The sequence below is a fragment of the Vibrio sp. nBUS_14 genome (assembly GCF_051201655.1).
GTDB lineage: Bacteria > Pseudomonadota > Gammaproteobacteria > Enterobacterales > Vibrionaceae > Vibrio.
Genome location: NZ_CP179206.1, coordinates 563,007 through 584,717, shown reverse-complemented (window position 1 = coordinate 584,717; position 21,711 = coordinate 563,007). Strand labels below are relative to the sequence as shown.

Genomic DNA, 21,711 nt, shown 5'->3' with positions numbered 1-21,711 from the left:
TCTCTCTAGCCCTTGTTCTACCTAACCTCTTCAGTAATTACTTTCCCTAAGTTTTGTTGACGGCGTCGTCGGTCCGGTCCTAGTCCGGTCTTTCACCCTGATTTTAGGTCTATTGCCGTAGTCGTCGACGGGATTCCCACGCTAGATTTCTATCTGATTCCACCAACCCATTCGCTAACCCAAACTCTCACCCTAACGCATACGACATTCGCCCTAGAACAACTCCTAGCGTTGAGACTACCGATTCCAGTATGAATACCAGTCAAGTGATTAGCCTTCGTTTCTAGCTTTTTGGTTCACTGCTGCTGACTACTAACCTAAATCACTTAAGAGATATCAGACCGATTACCACTGAGGGTAATCGGTCATCATTGTTCACCTCGTTAGTGATTGTACTCACTTAGCTCAGTGTCCGACACTTCTGGTGCAGATCACATTTCATCCCCCTGGGTCTGCCTCTAAACAAAGATACTCTTACGGAGCTACTCATAATGATACTTACAATTTATCAATCAAACCAAAACATAAGCGCTACAATGACGGTGTTTTTCAAGGTAGTTGTCATCATTTGCTTGCTTATTAAGCAACTTCTCTTTCTGGATTTAGGTGAACGTCACCAACAGGCGCACAGTTTCTGATATCACCTGGCCAGCGTTCAGGATTTAGCTCTTTTGCAGCGAGTAGTACCTCTGCTCGGAGCTTCAAGATCTCTTTATCTTTTCCATTGTGACGCTCTGAAGGCGTAACGTAATTTAGCTTACTGTGCTTGTGCTCGGTGTTGTACCAGCGTACGAAGGCTTCAACCCAACTTCGGCTACTATCGAGAGTTTCAAAGCCCTTTGTTGGCCAGTTAGGCATGTACTTTACTGTACGGAACAATGACTCGACATACGGGTTATCATCACTGACTCTTGGGCGGCTATACGATGAGGTAATACCTAACTCTTCCATTTTGGCTTTGAACGTCAACGACTTCATCGGCGCACCATTATCTGAGTGAAGAACCAGCGCTTGATTGAAGCACTGCTCTCGCATCATCGTTCGTTGCAGAAGCTGTGACGCCAGCTCACCGCATTCATGCTCATACACCTCATAACCCACGATTTTTCGACTGTAGATATCCTCGATGACATACAGGTAATAGTGTTGGCCTTGAACTTTTGAAGGTAAGTAAGTGATATCCCATGTATAGACTTGGTTCGAGTCTGTAGCTGTATAACTTGTTGGTTTCGCACGCTTCTGCCTACTTCTATGACGACCTCGTTTGTTTAGTTGCCCCTGTGCACTCAGTATCCGATAGTAACTTGACTCAGAGGCGATATACTCACCTCTATCAAGCAGTGTCGGGACTATTTGAGTCGGAGGTAAGCTTGCGAACTCAGAGCGGTTACACACCTCAATAATCGCATCACGCTCTTGTTGAGATAGCTTGTTAGCAGGCTCAGGCCTGAGACATATTGTCCTTTTGTCAGCTTGCACTTCACCTTGCTGGTACCAGCGGCGATACGTTCTCAAGTCGATTTGAACTTCATGGCAAGCTGGCTCTAAACGACATCCGCATTGCTTCGCTTCAAGGATAAGAGTCACTATGGTCTGCCTTTCATCGGTTGAGGTTAGTCGTCCTCTGGCTCTTCCCCGTAAAAGGCTCTCAGCTTTTTTCTTAGCACCAAGAGGGCGGCCGTTTCAGCGAGTGCTTTTTCTTTGAGTCGTAAATCTTTCTTCAACTCTTTGATTTCAAGTTTGTCAGCTTTAGTCTGCTTCTTTGCTTCAGCTTCCTGCTCTTTACTCGACTTAAACCCTTGCATACATTCGCTGCGCCAGCTTTGGATTTGTTCTGGGAAAAGACCTTTTTCACGACAATATTGGCTGAGTTCACTTTCTGTCATTGAGTAGGTTTCAGCGACAATGGCAAGTTTAGTTTGAGCAGACCACTGCTCTGATGAAGTATGGCTATTTGGCACGGCGGCTCCTGAACGTCTGAGTTGCTGACGCCAATGATACAAGGTCGCAGTGCTAATTCCTTCCTCTTCCGATACTTCTTTCACTGACATCGAATAGGGAGGCAACAGCTTCTTCAATATAGCTTCTTTTCTTTCTACTGAGATACGAGACACAATTACTCTTTATCGCCCAAACTGGTTAAATTTTAACAGTGACAACTACCCTGCCAGATAGGGATGATTGTCGTATATGGTACCTAGTTCGTAATTTTATAATTTCCTTCTATCTTATTTCATATGAGATTATGAATTGATGTTAGTCTTAATAATGATACATACCCTATGTCAATGTTGTGGATGGTGGTGTTTTTTTGGATTGTTTAATTAGAAAATATGACGTCGAAAGCTCTATTGAACGAGTAAAGGGCTTATATGTAGCTAAGTACGGTGGCTTCTATTTTGAGAGCGTATTTCAACCAATAGTATGCTCTACAGGCCAATATTTAGGTGTTGAAGCTTTAGTTAGGATCAAAAATATAATTACTGGTGAAAGCATAAACCCATACTGTTTTTTTCAATCTTTGAAGTCCGATATTGATACAACAAATTTTGGAACAGTTTGCTTTGGTATTCATGTTCGTAACTTTGCTCAATCATCACATCATAGATTGAAACTTTTCATAAACATTCCGCCTGTTATGTTTTCAACGACTTATAATCACCCTACCTCAATAAAAGATGCAATAGATAGATTACGTAAAGAAGACTTGCTATTGAATGACATTGTATTTGAGGTGACCGAGTTTGAAGATAAGCATGTCTCAGGTTTAATTTCTGGTGTTGATCAGTTCAGACGTTGTGGTATTCATATTGCTATTGACGATTTTGGTGTTGATTTTTCCAACGAAGAAAGAGTCCGCTTATTGAGCCCTGATTACATTAAGTTAGATAAGTCCCTTTTAGATAACTATATGGAACATGACGATCCCACACTTGTTGATGCTATAGCATTTTCTAAAAATGAGGGCGCTACTGTTATTGTTGAAGGTGTTGAAACAAAAGAACAGGCAGATACCTTAACCAACTTAGGCGTTGAGTTTATGCAAGGGTATTATTGGGGAAAACCTCTCTCCCCACACATCCCCAACCTAAAATCCTAAGTCGCTGGGTCGGTCACTCTAGACTGGCCCTGTAATCTCCCTCTAGCCCTTGCTCTAGCTGATTTCCTCAGTAATCACTTTCCCTAGGTTTTGTTGACGGCGTCGTCGGTACGGTCTTCACCCTAATTTTAGGTCTATGCCTGTCGTCGACGGTATCGTCAACGGTATCGTCGTACTCAGTCATCACCATCAAACCCGTCGTCGACGTCAGGCAATTCATGCGGATAATTAGGTGATGTGATTTTGCTAGTGGATTTCAAAGTAATTCGGGGCAAGGGTACTATGTTGATTGCAGGGCTAAAGCTTGGCTCATAATTGTTCGGTCCCCAGTTCAAATCTGGGAGGGGCCACCAAATTAGAAAAGCCAGAACAGTTCACGCATGCTCTGGCTTTTTGCTTTTCTAGATCGGTACAACTCACCGCTATATTTCCTACAAACAATGAATCGTCCCGCACACAATTCCAATTGCCTCTCTGTGACTAAGCTTACTTTTCTTTTATAGAAAAAACGGCAATATGAACGTACATAAATCGTTCAATAGTTCAGGGAAGAAACATGAAAGACGAAACACTCTCGATTCATTTCGGCTACGAAACCGATCCAACAACCAAATCAGTTGCGACTCCTATTTATCAAACCGTTGCTTATGAATTCGATGATGCACAACACGGCGCCGACCTGTTTAACCTAGCGGTACCGGGCAATATCTACACTCGTATAATGAACCCAACCAACGATGTGTTGGAAAAACGCATGGCGGCCTTAGAAGGCGGGATTGCAGGCTTAGTCGTGAGTGCAGGCAGCGCCGCGATCAACTACGCTATTCAAACGTTGGCACAAATTGGTGACAACATCGTTTCAACGCCTCAGCTTTACGGCGGTACTTACACTCTATTTGCTCACATGCTGCCAAATCAAGGGATAGAAGTTCGCTTTGCCAAAGACGACAAACCTGAAAGCTTAGCAGCACTGATCGATGAAAAAACCAAGGCGGTTTACTGTGAGAGTATCGGTAACCCAGCGGGGAATATCATCGACTTAGAACGTGTGGCAGAGCTTGCACACGCACAAGGTGTCCCAGTGATTGTTGATAACACAGTAGCGACTCCAGTACTGTGTAAACCTATCGAATTTGGTGCTGATATCGTGGTGCACTCGCTAACAAAATACGTTGGTGGTCACGGAACAACATTGGGTGGCGTGATTGTCGACTCAGGCAAGTTCCCATGGGCAGAGTACAAAGATCGCTTCCCAGTATTTAATCAGCCAGAACCTTCTTACCACGGTGTGGTTTATACCGAGGCTTTTGGTGACGCCGCGTTTATTGGCCGCGCTCGAACGGTTCCACTGCGCAATACAGGCGCAGCACTGTCGCCAATGAATGCTTTCATGCTGATGCAAGGTTTAGAGACGTTGTCGTTACGCATGGAGCGACACACAGAAAACGCGCTAAAAGTGGCTGAATATCTCAAGCAACATGAGAGAGTAAGTTGGGTGAGCTACGCTGGTTTACCAACGTCTGAGTTCTATCCGCTGGCTGAGAAATACATGCAAGGTAAGCCGTCTGGCATTTTATCTTTTGGCTTGAAAAATGGTTATGAAGCAGGTGTTCGTTTCTATGATGCGCTACAAATCTTCAAGCGCTTGGTGAACATCGGCGATGCGAAATCTCTCGCGTGTCACCCAGCTTCGACAACGCACCGTCAACTAAGCGAAGCAGAACAGAAACAAGCGGGTGTATCACCTGAGATGATTCGCCTCTCAGTCGGTATTGAACACATTGACGATATCTTGGCTGACCTAGAGCAAGCACTTAATGCTTAATGCTTAATAACAGGAAAGCTAGATCTAACGCTGATCGTTAACTAACAGACACAAAAAAGCCCATCTCTAGATGGGCTTTCTATTGTCTATGCTGTCGGTGAACAATAAAGTTTGATCGATTTAATAGCGAAAATGCTCCAATATTGAATTTTTCGCTTTTATAGTTTGATCATTATCTTCAGTTCTTAACTTATTTTCACTCATATTCGAACAATAAAGTTCGATCAGAAAAAACTATCGATGAGCTCGGTAGTTAACGTAGTGACAAAGTATATTGGTGATCACAGTAATTACAAATCCTTTGTAACTCATTTTTGTCGGATAGACTACAACCTGTAACCATAGAAGTGACCCTCAATTTTCGGACATAACTTTAAGTGATTGATCTGTTTTTTGATAGTACCCACAATACTGGAACAGATTATGATCAGAAAACGTAGAAACCACTCTCTCGAATTTAAAGCTAAAGTGGCACTATCTGCTGCTAAAGGTGATAAAGCTGGCACAAAAGTAAAACCTACACGCCAGAATCACTCAATTAACCATGGAAAATTATTTTTTGGCCAAAGTGCTCGGTCGTTAGGCCGAGCACTTCGAACTCTCTGCTGAGGAGATTGAATTGCGCCGCATGATTGACGAAATTCACCTTCAGCATTCGTTCATGGGCAGTAGACGTATTCGAACTGAACTAGCTAAAAAGGCCATAACGTTAATCGTAAGCGTATTTCTCGGATCATGCGTGATATGGGCCTTGGGCCGATTTATCCCAAGCCAAACACGACACTGACGAACAAAGTACATAAGGTTTATCCGTGCCTGCTGCGAGATATCGAAGTCACTTATCCGAACCAAGCTTGGGCTATTGATATTACGTACATCCCAATAGCTAAAGGGGTTCTGTACTTGGTTGCCATTATTGACTAGTATAGTTGTAAGGTGTTGTCCTGGCGCTTATCGAACAACGTGGATATAAGCTTTTTTATCGAGGCACTCGAAGAAGCGCTCCAACACTACGGACCGCCATATTTTTTACTCCGTTCTGGGCAGCCAGTTTAGTGGTACTGAATTCACACAGAATTTGCTCGATCGGGAGATACGAATTAACATGGACGGAGAAGGTCGCAGGGTCGACAACATTTTTATTGAGCGATTATGGCGAAGTCTGAAATATGAGGAGCTTGTAGCACGACCCGTGAAGCTGAGCTTGAAATCGGCCACTGCATGGTGTTTTATAATGAGGAGCGTAGCCATCAGGGACTCAATGACTTCACCCCGATAAAGTCACTTTGGCTGACAGAGATATGTTGCATGAGCTGGCTCAACCACTTAAAGGATTGTTATGTATCCAACCATTGGGGTCCACTTCTTAAGGCATAACATTAGTCATGATTTTAGTTTACTGAACCAGACTAAAGGGACAGTCCCAAATTAGCGACATTTTGCCTATCATGAAACTGCTATTCGTTTTGTCGATTCAAGTTTAATTTTAGGCTTGCTTAATCTTTGCGTTTCGTTGAATGACGCCTTACTGTACAACGCTATAACAAGCAAAATAGTTGAGGACTTACATAATCGAAAGTTCGCTTTACCGCTATGAATAAAGCCACATCAAACTAACTAACCATTGACATATTAGCTTTTATCAATAATGAAAAGACTTTTGTCTATTTCATAAAGTGCTTAGATTGCTCCTTTATCCTCAACTTGAGCGCATACAGGTAAGGCGTCTTATATACAATTGAAATTGTAATCCGTAAAAAGACATGACACATATAATCTACCTCACCACGATTATTTTCATAGCCTTCTATTATTAATGGTATTTATGAAACAGATAACCTTTACTGCGCTTGCATTTTCCGGAGGGGCGGCCACTTCAATTACAGGGCCAATTGAAGCGTTGACTACAGCAGCCAGCCTTGCAGGGGTCGCTCCCCCTGAAATCCATATCGTAACGCAGGATAATAACCCGATTTCAGCACAAGGTGGAATAATTATTACTCCAACAGTCAAAATGGAGAGTATTAATAACACTGATATCTTGCTAGTAGGCTCATTGGGTGAACCAACTAGCGAGCTGACTGCTTGCTCCGATAAAGCCCTACAATGGCTAGAAGGATTTGCAGAAAAAGATATCCCTATTATTTCAATCTGCACAGGTGCATTTGCGTTAGCCAAAGCTAATCTACTTTCCAAACGAAATGCAACGACACACTGGAAGTATGCCAACCTCTTTAGAGAAATGTACCCCGATACTAAATTGCGTGTCGAACGTAAGATGACTCGTGATGGCAACTATTACTGTACCTCATGCACAAACGGCTACAATGGCGTCATGATGCTCGTCGTGGAGCAATTATTTGGTTTATCTATTCGTGGTAGGTGCCAGCAGCATATTTTTGGCGATACTAATAAAGTACAGCAACAATCATTGGCAAAGTTTCTCCCATATCGTCAGCACAGTGATGCTCTTATTCATCAATTGCAGGACTGGATGCATAACCATCATAGCTTACAGTTTTCTATAGTTGAGTTAAGTGAACATATTCATTTGAGCGAAAGGCAAATGAAACGCAGATTTAAACTGGCAACGGGACAGACGCCGATACAGTATATTCAACAGATTCGTCTATCAACAGCGAAAGATAAATTAGAAAAGACCAAGCAAACTGTCGAGGAAATTTCTAGATTCGTTGGATATGAAGATGTGCGTTACTTTAGGGAATTATTTAAAAAATTTGTGGGTATGACTCCGGTGGAGTATCGAAAGAGATATCAGCATTAAGTTTGACTAATCGCTATATTAAAAATGGCGGGGCATCCCGCCATTCTTAGTTATTAAGGTTTGACGGCTAGTAGTCCCATTGTTGGGTTCATAACATTCATTCCTGCTAAAGCCAGTCCGCCAGAGAGTGATTTAGTTCCTCTCTTCGAAGCCGCTTTCTTCGCTTGCTTAAGTAGCATCTTTTGCGATTGATTAAAACGCGCTTGATTATCAATATCGACAACGGCTTGAGATATATCCTCAGGGCTCATATTGATAGCATCATTGACGCCAAGCTGTTCTAGATATTTATCCATTACATTCTTATCAGGGCTAGCGATACGATCATGCATCGTGGTGACTTCATCCTTCGTAGACATGTTGGTGAAGGTTGGAATACGCCAGAGCTCTTCGGCTAAGACTCGGTAGTCCACTTCAATTATATTTAACGTTGACATGATGCTTTCTTCACAACGGCTCAATGCAACCTGGTTAACCTTTCTGTTGTATTTAATTCCTCTTATTTGCTTGGTCTGCTTTGAACAAAGGTGACTACCAAACGAATCCCAAAGGAGCACTTTAAGCAGCATTGGATTAACCATAGTGCCAAACTCGAGGTTCGTTCCAACGCCCATTGTCGCGCCCAAACCGGCTTTTAATGTAAAGTCTCCAGAACCTTTAACAATGGCTTCCAAAGCAGCGGATGCGCCCAAACCAACGTATGCCGAACCAGTGACACTACCGGATAGCATACCCATACCGCGGGATTTTAAGGTAAAGGTACTTGTACCACTAACCTTAGCACCGACAAAAGCACTTGCACCAATTTTGGTTTTAATGACTTCATCACCGGTAAAGATATTGGCACTGTTTATTGCACCGGTGAATTGAACTTTTGCTGTCGCACCGACAAACAGTTCCCCCTCGCTCTTTAGTGACATAAAATCAGCCACAGAAAGTTCATGAGAGACCGTTAACTTCATTCCCATTTCGGCAGCGAGCATCGCATCAATTTCTAAATCAATACCCGGTATTATTTGAGTTGTTACTACCGAATCATCAATACTATAAGTAGCATTTCCTGTTGGCTTATTAACCTCAAATTCAGATTTAGTACTTTTCTCTTTGTTTGCACTAAAAAGCTCTCGGCTATGCCCAATGCCATCCAATACGCCTTTATTTATTTTAGCGCTCGCACTAAATTTGCTGCTCTCATGAGCCCCAATTTCAGCGGATGCTTTGATTTGGTTTTTCATTTTTCCGAAGTCCCAAGTTTTTTCAAACTCGACTTTTCCTTCGGCAAATAATGCTTGTGAGGCTTCAAATGTCAGTGAACCGTCTTCAAGGTTTACTTTGCCCTCAACAGAGCGGGTATTTCCTTTTTGGAACAGATCATTGATAGCAGGCCAAAGTTCAGCATTACATTTGGCATGATTAAAGTAGGCATCTCGTAAAGCATTGACCTGTGCATCCAGAATGGCCACTTTAGCTTGGCCAAGCTCGCCGGATGATAAGAAACAGCTATGAGAACGCTTCAAAACCTCATGCTTATTGTACAGCATTTGGAAGAAAGTACGGTTAATCAATTTCGAACGTACAGATTCCGTCGGCGTTTGGTGTGGTTTAACTACCTTGACGACACTGCCAAACTTTTTCGTCACTCGTTCTACAAAAAACTGCCATACCGGGTGCTCAACCACTGCGCGAGCTTCGTAGGCGCTACTTTTGTTTCCTGACTGGCGATACAATTCCGCCTCAACCTCAGAATAGACAACATCTATCGCTTTCTCTAAATAAGGTAAAGCTCTATTAGAGTGCCTTCTCCCGCATGCGAGAGACAGTTTTTTCAACCATTGCTCAATTTCTATCGCGCATCCTAAGTTAGATATTAATTTTCCATTCGTCCCTTTGATTGATGACACATCGAAGTCGAGATTGGCAGCAGCAAGCTGTTTTTTATTCATTCGCTTTCCTTCTATCTAAATCTCAAGGCTCAGGGCTTTTAGCCACTGTATAAGCGTTGATTTTATTGAGTAGTCATATGCATATTGCATGACCTGTTCGATGATTTGAATCAGTGAAAACCAGTCATCCCCCGTTTCTACCAAGCCTTCTCCACTCTTCTGATTGGGCGAAGCAAACATAGGCGTTGCTTGCCAATCGGAGAGTGCTTCCCGAGAAGTTCCAGTTCGACAACTGGCACCGAAATCGATCAATCGAACATGTTGTAATTGAGGTACATAAAGCAGGTTAGATGGCTTGATATCGCCATGTACCCACCCTTTGCTATGACAGTGTTTGATCGCCTGAACCACACTAGGTAACAGCGAAACAAATAACGCTAAATCCTTAGGCTCAAACTCAATCAACGGTATCGCACTTTGATCAAACTCCAGCGTTAGCTGCAATTTTCTCCAATCGACATCCATTACTTTTTGTATTTGAGCACCATGACACTCTTGCAAAGCAACCCACTGCCTTTGCAAGCTCTCTGCCGAATCAAAGTGCTTAGTGTAGTGGGTCAAATCGTTACTGATTTCGTGTGCACGGAAGTGTGTCGCCAAAACTTGGCAACGCACTCGTTCCTGCGTTTCAATCACTGCTTTCAACATCGACAACCTTAAAGCTGCTTAGGCAACGAGAATTGAACAAATAAAGATTTATCCAATGGTTGATTGGAATCACGCAACGTGTAATCCAATACGATGTTGTTTTGGTTAATTTTGTAGTTGAGCTTACGAATCAAGCGGCTCGATGTAGCACTGCTCTTATTCGCAAAGATAGCGCGCAACAACGCCCATTGACCGGTAAATGATTGTTGTGCGACTCGATTCTGACCACTGTAGAATTCGGCACTCAAATAGCCATCCTCTCCTGCGGTTGGCCAGGTTATCTCGCGCCACACTCTTGGCCCATGTTTGTAGTCGTAAATCGTTTCAGCCTCTCGTAACCGGAATTCCGTCACGTCGGTACTCATTGAGCTCGCTTTTACTTCAAGCCTTAACCCAAGTTCATCCCCTGAAGAACCAAAGAAAATACCACTCAGCTTTTGAACTAATTCAAGTTGCTTACGAGTGTTTGAGTTTATTGGTAGCGTTAGGCCATCAACTTCGTTTAGCTTGAGCCTGCCATTATCCCAGTAAACAAAGGGCTTCAAAGTTTCTTCTATATAACGAGCCACACGGCCACTTGGTTTAAAGAATTGAGAAAAATCATCTAAGCTCACTTCTCCACGACCATGTTGATCAAATGGGAATCGCCCTTCAATGGCAGACACATATAACTGGTAAACTTGCTCATCCCACTGTGTATTTAGATACACCACGCTGCCATTCACCACTTGTTTCCAAACTTGTTCACTGAGACTCTTCGTCCAAGACGCGACGATGTTCGGAGCCTTGCTGCCAGCTTGACGGAAGTTCACGATAGGGTCGCTACTACCTTGCGCATGAGCGATGGCATAAGCATGGAATGATTTACCTGGGTTTGAACTAGACAATGCGGCATCGAAAAATGAGTTAACTTCATCAACTTGAACGATCAACTGCTCCAGTGGTGTATCCTTATCTTTACCATTCCCATTCACAAACCTAGAGAAAGGCAAAAATGCTTCATTTACGACGAATGAAGGTTGCAGCCTCAACAGGTTATCACCAACTGCTCGATTCACTTTGTCGGCTTTGTTCAACACCTTTTTCGCTTTCTTCAATCCTAGTTGACCAGCTGCACGCTTCTGCCCTTTCGTGTCCGGTTGCTCTGCGACAGCCAATGTTGTATTCACAGCAATTGCATCCAATATATCCAGTAGTGGGCTTGTAGCGGGAGAGCGTGTATTTCTTAGCGCATAACTGAGTACTGAAGCATCACCAAACTGCTTGATTTGAATGTTGTTGACCAAGTCTTTCCAGTAGTAGATGTAATCAGCAAAATACAAACGTTGAACCTGTTTGCTCAGCTCTCTAAGCTCAATGACTGATGGGCCAGACATATCTCCTTGAATCGCTTTAAACTCGCTCATCAAGCTTCTAAGCAGAGGCGACTTTGCCGTCAAATCAATTTGGCTGTAGCCCTGCTTAGTAAAGATTTCTGGGATCAAGTAACCATGAAAATCATGAGTAAACTCAAACAAGCTATCAAACTTCTCACCGAGCTGTCTTCGGAGATCCACTTGAGTACGGTACTCTGGCATCTCTTTAATACGTGCATAAATCAACCGCTCTGGTGACAGGCCTTCAAGGTTGTTCGTTGCAACGGCTATCAAATCTAGATTCGGTTGTAGCTGCTTGTCGTAATGACTTTTAAACAAATCTTCGATTAAAAGAGAAAACGAGTACAGCTCGTCCGGAGAGAGTTCACCTTGGTCTTTCAAGTTATCAAGCAAGTAAGTTTGTAGTTCCGCAAAATTCAATTGTTCAAGGTCAAACAACATTTGGTAGTAACGCAAAATTTCAAAGATTCGGCTTGGGTTACCAAGGTTCACATAAACATATAGCTCGCTGCTGATCAGCTCTTCGATCTTTGGCAGCATGATCTGGTGCAACTGCTTTTCATAAGCAGAGTAAACACTTTCGGCCGTATCTGTTTGCTTAATACTGACTTTCTCATGCCACGGTTTAGGTTGAACGCCTTCAGCAACCACATCGCCGAGTTCTCTTAATACCGCCACAACCTCCGACATAGAATTGTTATTGCTCAGCTTTTGAATATCGTTTTGATAAAAGCGAATTTGAGATAGAGCTGCTGTGCGCCAATCTTCATCAACATTCCAGTTTTCCTGTAACTTCAGGCCTGCAATAGAAATCAGCCCAACTACGGATACAAGAACAGCGCTCCGAAATACAAGGTAACCCGCATGGCGCCATTCATTGACACCAACGATATTCTTCTCTGGCAAGATGACCTTATTGAACAAACGTTGAGTAAAGAAACCACGACGATTTGACTGCTGTTCAACTTGATTATTAGCATTGAACTCCGCACGTTCGGCCACAACCTGCGTAAGTAGATCATGCTCAATGCCTTTTTGTCCGGATGACATTAAATAAGCGCCGCGGATCCATACAGCTTCTCGGACACGGTTCTCGCGACCAATGTCGCTCAAAAACTCGTTGACGCGCTCGAGGAAAATTCTTAGCTGATAAGGCCAGGCGATAATTGAGCCAGACTTGTCACTGCTGACGTTTCTCAGTAACTCAAACTGCTGTCCCGCAATGGATTGAATCAACGCGTGACTTTCCGCCTCAAACTGCTGTTTGTCATAACGGCACGAAACATCGCACTCAAAGGTAATACCAAAAGGATTTTCTGAGTCACATGCTGTGAAGCTCTCGAAGAAACCAGTGAAGTCTGCAATCGAGTCAGCCTTAGAGAAAGCGGCGTAAACAGGTAAGTTTAAGCTAAGCTCTGCGCCCATCGACAGCACAGCCTCCTGATAGATGCCAGAGAGATTAGTGCGTTCTTTCTTGTTTCTTGTCATTAGGCGATCACACCCAATAACCGTTACAATGCCGTTCAGCCCTTGCCTCGGGCGGTATTTAAGTAGTTGCTTCGCCAGTACTTGCCAAAGCGATTCATCAATACCGTCGTTATCAAATATCCGATGACCGACTTCCACAACGACTGCGTTATCGTTGCTCCAAAAGCGTAAATACTGCTCCGTATCACTTTCATCCAAGTAGCGCTCATTAACTGGCTCAAAACCATTCTGTAGCAATATGGCACTTTTCGCGTCTTTTTCACCACCTAGAACTAGGTACAAAGGCAGGCTGTAAAGACTTTCTAGCCTGTTACGCGCTTGTCCCTGTATCTTTTTCGTTGCGATACGAAACAGCTGCTGGATCACGCGCGTGTCTTGTTTAAACAGCACGTGTTGGTCATGCTCTTCTTTCTCTGTTTGATTAAGCTTGCGCTGTTTCCACCACCAAACATATGTAAAGAAGACAATAACGACGGTGACAGCGAGCATTCCCCACTTTATCCAGACAGGTTGCTCTTCTGATGCCGTGATCCAAAATGCGAGCGTCCCTAAAATGGCAGTAATCACCAAGAAAATAGAAAATATCTTTTTAAACATCTTATTTCTGCGCTCTTTTTATCGTGGCGTTTAAACCAAAGCGAACATTGAGTTCATTTTTCAACTTACGAATGGTGTTTAAGTCGTCACCTGCGTGAAGATAAAGCTCAACACCATGTTCCGTCTCACGAGTAAAAGACTCATAGCCTGTCAGTTTGAGTTCTGTCGATAAACGAATTGCGTCGCTCGCCCGAGAAAAAACCGCAAGAATTATCTCCCATTGCTGAATGACCACTTTTCCTTTCATTCCCGTTTCTTCCTCTAGGCTTTCACTCCGTCGCCCCAAGTCCGCATCAGAACTTAAGTACACTAAGTCACTGCTATTTTTCTTCAGGTTGACGTCTGACATATCGATCGCGCTAAACTGTACCAACAACGGCTGCACGCGGCTGCTGTACCAATATTCTGTAAAGCCATACCCGGATGTCAGAACCAAACAAGCCAAGCCTAACGTTTTGCCCATACTGATCATTAACCACGGGCGTTTACCTTCGATTAGCGTTGGTGTTTGCGGCACCGGAAAAGGACTTTCACTGCGATAGTGGCGAATGAGGCCGTACGCACGAGCGGTAATATCATGCAATTGGCTCTCGTCTTCATGGCGAAATCGCCCTTTGAAACCCAAAGCCAAAAGCACATACTGAAGCTCAATAAAATCAACAAGTTTATTCGGCTGCTGGCTGGCCTTATCTAGCAACACAAAAAAGGCCTCTCCGCCATCCCGCTGTGAAAACACTTTGCTCAACAACGAGTGATTTTCCCAACGGGCAAGCTCTCCCCAAGCGGTGTACAACACAGCTTCATCAAATGCTGCACACAATACAAAGCAACTTTTTTCAATCACGGTTGGGTGGTAATCCAAGTGCAGACCACGCAAACGAAACGCATCAATGCCGTACAAAAGTTTTTGACGAAAGCGGTTGATGTCTCTCGGAGCGCCATGCCGTTTAATCGTCACTAAAATACCCAACAACTCCGTTGCCGCATTCATTAAAGGACTACCATAAATGGCAAGATTCTCAATCAATCGCTCGGTACCCGAAGTATCTGCTTTGGGTGGCAACTGATGCTGCTTTTGAGGTGATTCGGTCGATGTCACTCGTCGAATTTGAACCGTCGGTTCTTCGTTAAATAATCCGCCCATCCGTTACCTACCTGATCACATGAAAATCGACGTGAATATCATCAATTCTTTCATCAATATGAAGAGCGATCGCCTCATCACGTTTGATCAACGCTTGCCACAATTCAGACTTAGTATCGACTTCGAAGTAAGCGGCGTCATTCAAAGACTTCAGCTCAGAGGGTGCATAAGGAAGGTGGCGCAAAGGAACACCTGAAAGTGCGTTACGCACTAAACCTGCAATATCACTGTTCCCTGCTAGCTTCGCAGCGCGAGGAAACTCTTCACTGAGTCGAGTGGCACCGATAGACGAAGAAACGGCTAACACAAAGCGGCCTTGATTGTATAGGCTGCGATCATCAACCAGTGTGCGTAGTAAGCGACGGCTTACGAACAGCTGTTTGTCCCAGTTCAACGTTGATACGTTATCTATCTGAACCTCTCGCAGTAACACTAGTAACTCAGAAAATACTGTAGAGAAAATGCTGTATAGCGCATCTTGGTTCCAGGCAGGGGAAGACTTTGGCATCTTCCCTTCTAAACCCTGCATCTGTCCCGCCATCGAAACGCACTCTAAATAAAGTTGACGTGTCAGCAACGAGCCATCTAGGCTCCATTGTTCAAGCTTTGGGAGCCAAGCACCCAGAACTTGCAGCCACAAGTAGTCACGCATCAACGACTGATAGCTTTTACTGCTGGACTCTGCTTGTAAACGAGTATGAATCGCTCGGGAACGGTATTGTACTAGTGCAAATAGATCAGCAACGTTATCGGTTAAGTAGCTAGATACGGCAAACTGCAAACATTGGGGAACGAATGCCTGGTTCAACACAATAACACCTTCAGATTTGTGTTCACTGATTTCAGCAACGGATATCAACACAAAATCTTTTAGCTCATCACCTTCTAAACGCAGCTGAATGTTCAATGTTGCTAGCTCTAACTGAACCGGAGCACTGTGCTCTCGGCTGATATCGTAAACAGGGTGTTCTTGTGAAGAGTGTCTAAGACGCGCATCTTCTCCCACATCAATGGTGCCCGGTCTTGAAACCGGAAGGGCCAGATACACTTTCTTATGACTGGTATTTTTCGGCACATCAAGCACGAGCGTTTGCTCAATTTCAAATGGTGTTCCATCAGAGAAAATGCCTTTAGCGCGACGCACCGAAACCTTACCAATGTTCAACATCGAGCGGTCAAGCTCTAGCGAGGTCAATCCATAAGCATTAGGGCTAATTTGTCCGGCGAACTCACGAGTAAAATGTTCAACATAACGCTCTTGCTGTTGAAAGTGCTGAGGGGAAAGGAACATCCCCTCACTCCACACGACTTTATTATTATCCATTATTATTCTTATTCCCCTAACACAGACAGATTAAGACCATCAATTTCAATACTGATAGCCGCTGAATTCACAATTAGCGGCTTATAAATCACCTTATTCTTCGCCTCTCGGTAATCAGCAAAACCCGCAATCACACCGATGTACTTAACGCCACTACCAAGTGGGATAATTTCCTGACGAGTTTCACCCGGCAAAATGCTTGGTAACTGGCGAGAAACGGCTAACTCGGCCTTCAATACGCCTTGGTCATCATTATAAATTTGAATAAAATCAGAGAGTTCAAAAGCATTATTATTCGTCAATTGATAGATTCGGAGCTCTACCGGAGAAGGCTTACCTTCAACATTAGGGTTAATATTGGTCGCAGCTTTAATATCAACGACCAGTTTTTGCTCAACCAGCTCATCGCTCCATAAACTGCACCCTGACATAATAAGAACGATACACATTAGGCATAAACGACGTACCATTACTGACCCCCTTCAAAGTTTTTTTGCATACGCATTGCCTCTCTAAAATACGCTTGAAACTTAATTTGCCAATCACGATTCTCTACTTGTCGGTTGAAATAACGTTTGTACATATCCCAATACTTCGGTTTACGAGACCAAAAGCTGTTGCCCGAAAAATCATCAAACATCGACTCCATCGCATTCGGAGAAATGTCAGACAACAACCTTGCCAATGCCATTTCTAATGCTTTGTCCGTGCATTCCTGTAAGCGCTGATCATGTTGCTTAAACTCAGTGATAGCAAACTGAGGTTGGTTAACTGGTGACTCTTCTTGAACGAAAGAGTCAGGCGCCACCACTTCATGGCTTGGAAATGACGTACGAAAATCACTGTCTTTCAGAGGGTCATCCTCATCCGTCTGAAAATCAAGATTAAAGTGAGGCGCTTGCTCTTGCTTAACTGAGGCATCATTCGCAAATGGGTCATCCCCTACCACATCTGTCGTCGAGATGGTGAACTCTGGCGCTTCATCTACTTCTGGAATACTTTGAATAAAAGGTGTTGATTCAGTATTAAACGGATCATCACCTAATCGAGAACTATCAGAGTGATGCTGCTGGGTTTGCGCTTTCGCTGATTCAGGGAAGAAACAAGAAACCAGCAATCGGTAGCGACCAATATCAAGAACATCACCATCACTTAATGTCGATTGGTTACCATTGCCCAAAGGCGCATCAGAGCCATTGATGTAAAGGCCATTGGTGCTGTTGTCCATGATTTGGTATCCACGAGAGGTCCTACGAATCATCGCATGGGTACTTGAAATCTCACGACTGGCGTCATTAAGTTGTAGCGTCGCACCAAACGCACGCCCGATATCTCCGCCATCTTGTGGAAATGCTTGATTCCATTGGGCGATGCTTTCACCATCTGGAGAGCTAATAATTCTAATCGATAGAGGCATTTGACTGACCTTCAATAAATTCAATATTTAGAGTTAACGACACTGAGAAACCGCCTCGTTAAACTCATTAAGAAAGTTGGGGTATTTCTTAGTAAATGCTTTGGAGAAATATACGCCCAATGGATTCGACTTAACCTGCGTCCGAGAAATCGCTCGATAACTAATGCCCATTTTCTTTATGGTCTCGTCAATGACAGCGTCATTGCCCAATACCGCCCCGACTTCTCCGTTGAGCATTAACTCAATCAGGCCTTTTGGCGTCCTTGGTTTTTTACTCACGCGATAACCGTTTTTCTGTAGCCAAAACCATTTATTTGAGCCAAATAGTGCCGCGACTTCGACCTGAGATTTGAACATTGCATTGTCTAACTCTGTTGAATCGGATAGCGAGAACCAACTCCAATTCTGTTGATCAAGTGGTGTAGAGTAATCGGCATATTCGTCACGCTTGCTGTTACGAGAAGCAAGGAAGAAACCATGCTGTGAGCCAACTTCAGTCATAAGCTGGGCTCTATCCCACTTAGTCATCGTGAGCTGATACGGCTGGTCTATCACTCTCATGACACATTTTACTCGTTCGATCCCCGGCCCTTTCATTTCCCCATTTACTTGATACTGATAGGGAAACCACTCTTGGGTTGCGAGAAGCAATCGCTCTGGCCGCTGATAGGCCAAAGCAGGTTGGCTAAGTACGGTCAACATAATGGTAATGAAAACGACACGTATCATAGTTAATGGCTCTCCATGCTCATACCTGCAGAACGCACTAACTTGCCATCTTTCGAATAGATATCGCTGGCCATCTCAATCAATACAAACGGAAGCTGCGTATCAACGCGGCCAGCTTGCTTAAAGCTAATCGAGATGTCAGGCGGAGACAGCACTCCCACAGGCAGAGAGGCAGGGTCTACGCCCTTTTTTAGCACTTCAATACCGTAAAGTGCCGCTTGGTGGGCGTTGTTCTCAAACCCTACACCAACAGACATCAGCGCACTTTGCTGTGTGCCATTAACCGCATCAGGCACTGCGGTTAACAGAGGAAGCTGCTCCGAATATAAGTTGATCTCATCAAGTCGGTTAAGAAGGCTTGAACTACCAGTTAACCAAAGTAACGATTGGCGTAAATTACTATCTTTGACCTTCATCGATTCAATGGTGGTTTGCATCACGTGCTGAAGGGCGAGCTCAGGGTTATTCTCGTCAACTTCGATAGGAAAGACTTTCACTCCTTGCTTCTCAGCTTCTTTTTGAAGTGGTAAAAACTGAGTGAGGTAAGCACTGGTGTTCGACTTGGCGTATAGCACACCAATTTGAGTCAAACTTGGCTCAAAGCGACGTAAAAAGGTCAACGTAATATCAGCAGGCAAATTCAATGAGGTGTAAGCAAAGTTATTGCCGCTTGAATGATAGTTATCCGTCAGGCCCAGCAACACTGGATCTTTTGCGTTTACAGATACAACAGGCAGCTTACCTCCAGCGTAAACCTTATGCAGTAAAATGGTCGCACTAGAGCCAACCGTGTAGATCATGTTCGCCTTTTTATCAGCAGCTTTCGTCCAAGCGACCAGTTCCTCTTGGCTTTTAGGTAAAAGGAAAGCGCGAAATGAAACGTTAGGCATTTCTCTGCGGAAAACTTTAAAGATGGTCGACAACGCAACATCATACGAGTCCGCTTTTCGAGAAACTAAAACCCAAACCATAGGATGTTCACCGCGCGGAGCGAACAACACATCGCTGTCGTTGACATTGATTTCCCACTTTGCCGCCTTCTCTACTTGCAAGTGTTCGCCCAACCACTCAGGCCAATCTGCCAAACTTACCGATGAGAATGCAACCAGTACCAAAAATAAAATCAATCGAATCATGCTTTCGCCTCCTTTTGTGCACCACGGTCAAACAACCACATCATCAAGCTAGCTAAGATAAAGAATGCTGAAAGCGCGAAGAATGCGTAGTCTGTGCCGAGGTGAGTAAGCAAAGCCCCGACAACAACCGAACCCAACACATGACCTAGCCTTTCCAAAAAGCGATAAGTAGACGCGACCGAGTTGGCATTAACGCCTTGAGTCGTGGTCACAACATGAGTCACAACTGGGGCATTAATAAAGCCATGTGAAACACCCATCACTAGCATTGCGAATGTCGCAATGAGAACAAGGTAGGTTATGTCATCAAATAAGAAAGCAGCAGAAAGAATGGCCAAAGCAACAGCGCCAACAATACTTCCCAAACAAAGCGCCCACTTTGCAGAGCCAATACGGTCGATCATTGGCGAGACTTTACCACTAACGAAAAGCACAGAGAATGCATAAGCCATCAGCACTTGACCGATACTTTCGCGGTCGACGCCTGCATCGGAAAGAAGGATTGGCACAGCAAAGAATACGACACCTGTTAGCATCATTTTGGTTGGGATACCAACGAGCAACATAGTACGCATGAATGACGGTACATGCATCAAAGCAGCGGAATCTTTTAACATCATCGTCAGGTTCTCTTTGAATGAGCCTTGGGCACTCCCCTGAGGAGTAATCGACGGTAGTGACAACGCGAACAGATACATCAAACCACCAACTAAAGCCGACAACATGAAGATACCTTGCACGCCCACGGTATCAGCCAACAAGGCACCGATTGCCGCACCTGAGATAAATCCAGCATTGAAACAAAATACGATGATGCCTGCGGCTTGTGTCTTGTTAGATTGATCACTACAACGCAGAATATAACCTTGAACGGCAATAAAGATCGTCGCTTGCCCAACGCCAGACGTGAATCGCGCAATAAGCACCATCGCTAGCTTGGACTCGTACGCTAACAGCAAACAGCCCGCCGCAGATAACAGAATACCCATGCCAAGTATTTTGCGAATATCAAACACTTCAACTAAACGCGAAACAGGCAATAGCGTCGCAGCAAAGCCGACAAAGTAGAGTGTAAAGAAATAAGACGACCAACTTTCAACCGCGCCATTATCTACCGCAATTTGCGTTAAGTACTGAGGTAAAACCGGCGCCATTAAGGATTCCATCAGCACCGTAACCAGTAATAACGGTTTAACCTGTGCTAATACGATGTCATTTTTTGGCTGTTGCTCTGATTGGCTCAGCAAGCGAATAAAAGCAAAGCAAATGAATGCACAGCCAGCAAATAAAATGGCAAAGTTCTTCAGTGTCCGAACCAACTGCGCAAACAGTACTTTAGGAAAAAACGCGACCGTCACCTCATTTCCTTTCGTATCTCTGACCTGAAATTCGGCCATATCATCAACTGTCATACTGTTCTGCGCTTTACTTTTTGCGATCAACTCGGACCTCTGAGCAACAGAAATAGAAGAAACTTCTGGGTTTGATTGACGAAAACTGTCTAGCATCTCATTAATGCCACTTACTTGACGATAGCTGATCCCTGCGTTAAGTACCGGGGCCAAACGTTGAGTAACAATGTTCGCCATAGAATCCGCCTTGTGCTCCAAGCCGGATTTGTACAATGCACCGACCATCAATAGCACGCTCGCCGACATGGCTAAGAACACTCCACCAAATGCAGTGAAGTAAATCTTGGGGTTTTGGCTACGCAAGACAAAGAAAATAAACGCAGCGGTCAGTAAAACCACCAGTAGCGCCATTGGCTGGAAATGCCTATCGATGCTCCTTTCGATTTCTTCATCACTTAGCCAAATCTCCAAAGCACCAACTTGAGCGAACTTATTGCTCAAAGGGATGGTGACCAAGCTACCAACAAAGTTGTCATTGGTATAGCGATATAGCTCTTGCTGTCCAGAAATCACTCGAATATCAACTACAGAAGAATCCGCTTTAGCGATCGGCGATAGCACTTTCTCAAGACCAGCAAAATCCTGAAGCGGCACACCGGAACTAAGGACTTGTTCTATACCGATTCGAGCAGCTTCTGTTTGAGCTAAAATCGCATCACGACTCTGCTGTTGATAGCTTTTTAATGCTTGTGCATACCCAACAACAAAGATCAGCATTAGTGATAACAGAACCAGTAATGCTCCGAGCAACAAGCGGCTATATTGCTTAAAAGAGTTCAAAACTCGC

General features: G+C 44.1%; 14 protein-coding genes and 1 pseudogene. 4 read left to right on the top strand and 11 right to left on the bottom strand.

The genetic code is table 11. The features are described from left to right. Positions 1-579: 579 nt before the first annotated feature. Positions 580-2,114, bottom strand: a protein-coding gene (locus tag ACMAZD_RS02695; RefSeq protein ID WP_435247041.1) for an IS3 family transposase whose coding sequence is annotated in 2 segments (ribosomal slippage) — positions 580-1,661 and positions 1,661-2,114 — 1,536 coding nt in all. Because the reading frame shifts where the segments join, the coding sequence is not laid out codon by codon here. Between the two features lie 179 nt (positions 2,115-2,293). Here ACMAZD_RS02695 and ACMAZD_RS02690 point away from each other — a divergent pair. The 4 genes and pseudogenes from ACMAZD_RS02690 to ACMAZD_RS02675 all read left to right on the top strand — a co-directional run bounded on the left by ACMAZD_RS02690 (position 2,294) and on the right by ACMAZD_RS02675 (position 7,710). Then, entirely contained in the window at positions 2,294-3,100 is an 807-nt protein-coding gene (locus ACMAZD_RS02690; protein WP_435248470.1) for an EAL domain-containing protein, read from the top strand. A gap of 556 nt (positions 3,101-3,656) precedes the next feature. After that, the gene (locus ACMAZD_RS02685; protein ID WP_435248469.1) at positions 3,657-4,925 is read left to right on the top strand and encodes an O-acetylhomoserine aminocarboxypropyltransferase/cysteine synthase family protein; all 1,269 of its coding nucleotides are present in this window, start codon (positions 3,657-3,659) and stop codon (positions 4,923-4,925) included. 510 nt (positions 4,926-5,435) lie between these two features. After that, positions 5,436-6,200, top strand: a pseudogene (locus ACMAZD_RS02680) (IS3 family transposase); the annotation flags it as partial. A gap of 550 nt (positions 6,201-6,750) precedes the next feature. After that, a complete protein-coding gene (locus tag ACMAZD_RS02675) occupies positions 6,751-7,710 on the top strand; it encodes a GlxA family transcriptional regulator (RefSeq protein ID WP_435248468.1) in 960 nt (319 codons plus the stop codon). Between the two features lie 53 nt (positions 7,711-7,763). On the opposite strand, the gene ACMAZD_RS02670 is transcribed toward ACMAZD_RS02675, so the two are convergent. From ACMAZD_RS02670 to ACMAZD_RS02625, 10 genes are read right to left on the bottom strand one after another with little or no spacing between them, the layout of a single operon-like run. Beyond that, positions 7,764-9,653, bottom strand: coding sequence for a hypothetical protein (locus ACMAZD_RS02670; protein WP_435248467.1), 1,890 nt, complete (start codon positions 9,651-9,653; stop codon positions 7,764-7,766). 15 nt (positions 9,654-9,668) lie between these two features. Next, a complete protein-coding gene (locus ACMAZD_RS02665; RefSeq protein ID WP_435248466.1) occupies positions 9,669-10,301 on the bottom strand; it encodes a protein kinase domain-containing protein in 633 nt (210 codons plus the stop codon). Between the two features lie 8 nt (positions 10,302-10,309). Further along, positions 10,310-13,762 carry a type VI secretion system membrane subunit TssM gene (tssM, locus tag ACMAZD_RS02660; protein WP_435248465.1) on the bottom strand — a complete coding sequence of 1,151 codons (3,453 nt, stop codon included), beginning with the start codon at positions 13,760-13,762 and terminating at the stop codon, positions 10,310-10,312. 1 nt (position 13,763) lies between these two features. Then, the gene (gene icmH / locus ACMAZD_RS02655; protein WP_435248464.1) at positions 13,764-14,906 is read right to left on the bottom strand and encodes a type IVB secretion system protein IcmH/DotU; all 1,143 of its coding nucleotides are present in this window, start codon (positions 14,904-14,906) and stop codon (positions 13,764-13,766) included. A 7-nt stretch (positions 14,907-14,913) separates the two neighbouring features. Continuing rightward, positions 14,914-16,230, bottom strand: coding sequence for a type VI secretion system baseplate subunit TssK (gene tssK, locus ACMAZD_RS02650; protein ID WP_435248463.1), 1,317 nt, complete (start codon positions 16,228-16,230; stop codon positions 14,914-14,916). A gap of 8 nt (positions 16,231-16,238) precedes the next feature. Beyond that, positions 16,239-16,700, bottom strand: a complete 462-nt coding sequence (tssJ, locus tag ACMAZD_RS02645; RefSeq protein ID WP_435248462.1) for a type VI secretion system lipoprotein TssJ — start codon at positions 16,698-16,700, stop codon at positions 16,239-16,241. Next, a complete protein-coding gene (locus tag ACMAZD_RS02640) occupies positions 16,700-17,647 on the bottom strand; it encodes a type VI secretion system-associated FHA domain protein (protein WP_435248461.1) in 948 nt (315 codons plus the stop codon). Before ACMAZD_RS02640 ends, tssJ begins: the two co-directional genes overlap by 1 nt. Positions 17,648-17,680: 33 nt before the next feature. Then, positions 17,681-18,376: an ABC transporter substrate-binding protein gene (locus ACMAZD_RS02635; RefSeq protein ID WP_435248460.1), complete on the bottom strand. Its 696-nt coding sequence runs from the start codon at positions 18,374-18,376 to the stop codon at positions 17,681-17,683. A 2-nt stretch (positions 18,377-18,378) separates the two neighbouring features. Next, positions 18,379-19,512, bottom strand: coding sequence for an ABC transporter substrate binding protein (locus tag ACMAZD_RS02630; RefSeq protein WP_435248459.1), 1,134 nt, complete (start codon positions 19,510-19,512; stop codon positions 18,379-18,381). Further along, positions 19,509-21,704 carry an MFS transporter gene (locus ACMAZD_RS02625; protein WP_435248458.1) on the bottom strand — a complete coding sequence of 732 codons (2,196 nt, stop codon included), beginning with the start codon at positions 21,702-21,704 and terminating at the stop codon, positions 19,509-19,511. Before ACMAZD_RS02625 ends, ACMAZD_RS02630 begins: the two co-directional genes overlap by 4 nt. Positions 21,705-21,711: the final 7 nt, after the last annotated feature.

Excerpts from the sequence above, each read along its gene's own strand:
- tssM (WP_435248465.1), bottom strand. The coding sequence starts at position 13,762 with ATGTTTAAAAAGATATTTTCTATTTTCTTGGTGATTACTGCCATTTTA.
- ACMAZD_RS02635 (WP_435248460.1), bottom strand. The coding sequence starts at position 18,376 with ATGATACGTGTCGTTTTCATTACCATTATGTTGACCGTACTTAGCCAA.
- ACMAZD_RS02670 (WP_435248467.1), bottom strand. The coding sequence starts at position 9,653 with ATGAATAAAAAACAGCTTGCTGCTGCCAATCTCGACTTCGATGTGTCA.
- ACMAZD_RS02685 (WP_435248469.1), top strand. The coding sequence starts at position 3,657 with ATGAAAGACGAAACACTCTCGATTCATTTCGGCTACGAAACCGATCCA.
- ACMAZD_RS02675 (WP_435248468.1), top strand. The coding sequence starts at position 6,751 with ATGAAACAGATAACCTTTACTGCGCTTGCATTTTCCGGAGGGGCGGCC.
- tssK (WP_435248463.1), bottom strand. The coding sequence starts at position 16,230 with ATGGATAATAATAAAGTCGTGTGGAGTGAGGGGATGTTCCTTTCCCCT.
- ACMAZD_RS02640 (WP_435248461.1), bottom strand. The coding sequence starts at position 17,647 with ATGCCTCTATCGATTAGAATTATTAGCTCTCCAGATGGTGAAAGCATC.
- ACMAZD_RS02665 (WP_435248466.1), bottom strand. The coding sequence starts at position 10,301 with ATGTTGAAAGCAGTGATTGAAACGCAGGAACGAGTGCGTTGCCAAGTT.
- tssJ (WP_435248462.1), bottom strand. The coding sequence starts at position 16,700 with ATGGTACGTCGTTTATGCCTAATGTGTATCGTTCTTATTATGTCAGGG.
- icmH (WP_435248464.1), bottom strand. The coding sequence starts at position 14,906 with ATGGGCGGATTATTTAACGAAGAACCGACGGTTCAAATTCGACGAGTG.
- ACMAZD_RS02630 (WP_435248459.1), bottom strand. The coding sequence starts at position 19,512 with ATGATTCGATTGATTTTATTTTTGGTACTGGTTGCATTCTCATCGGTA.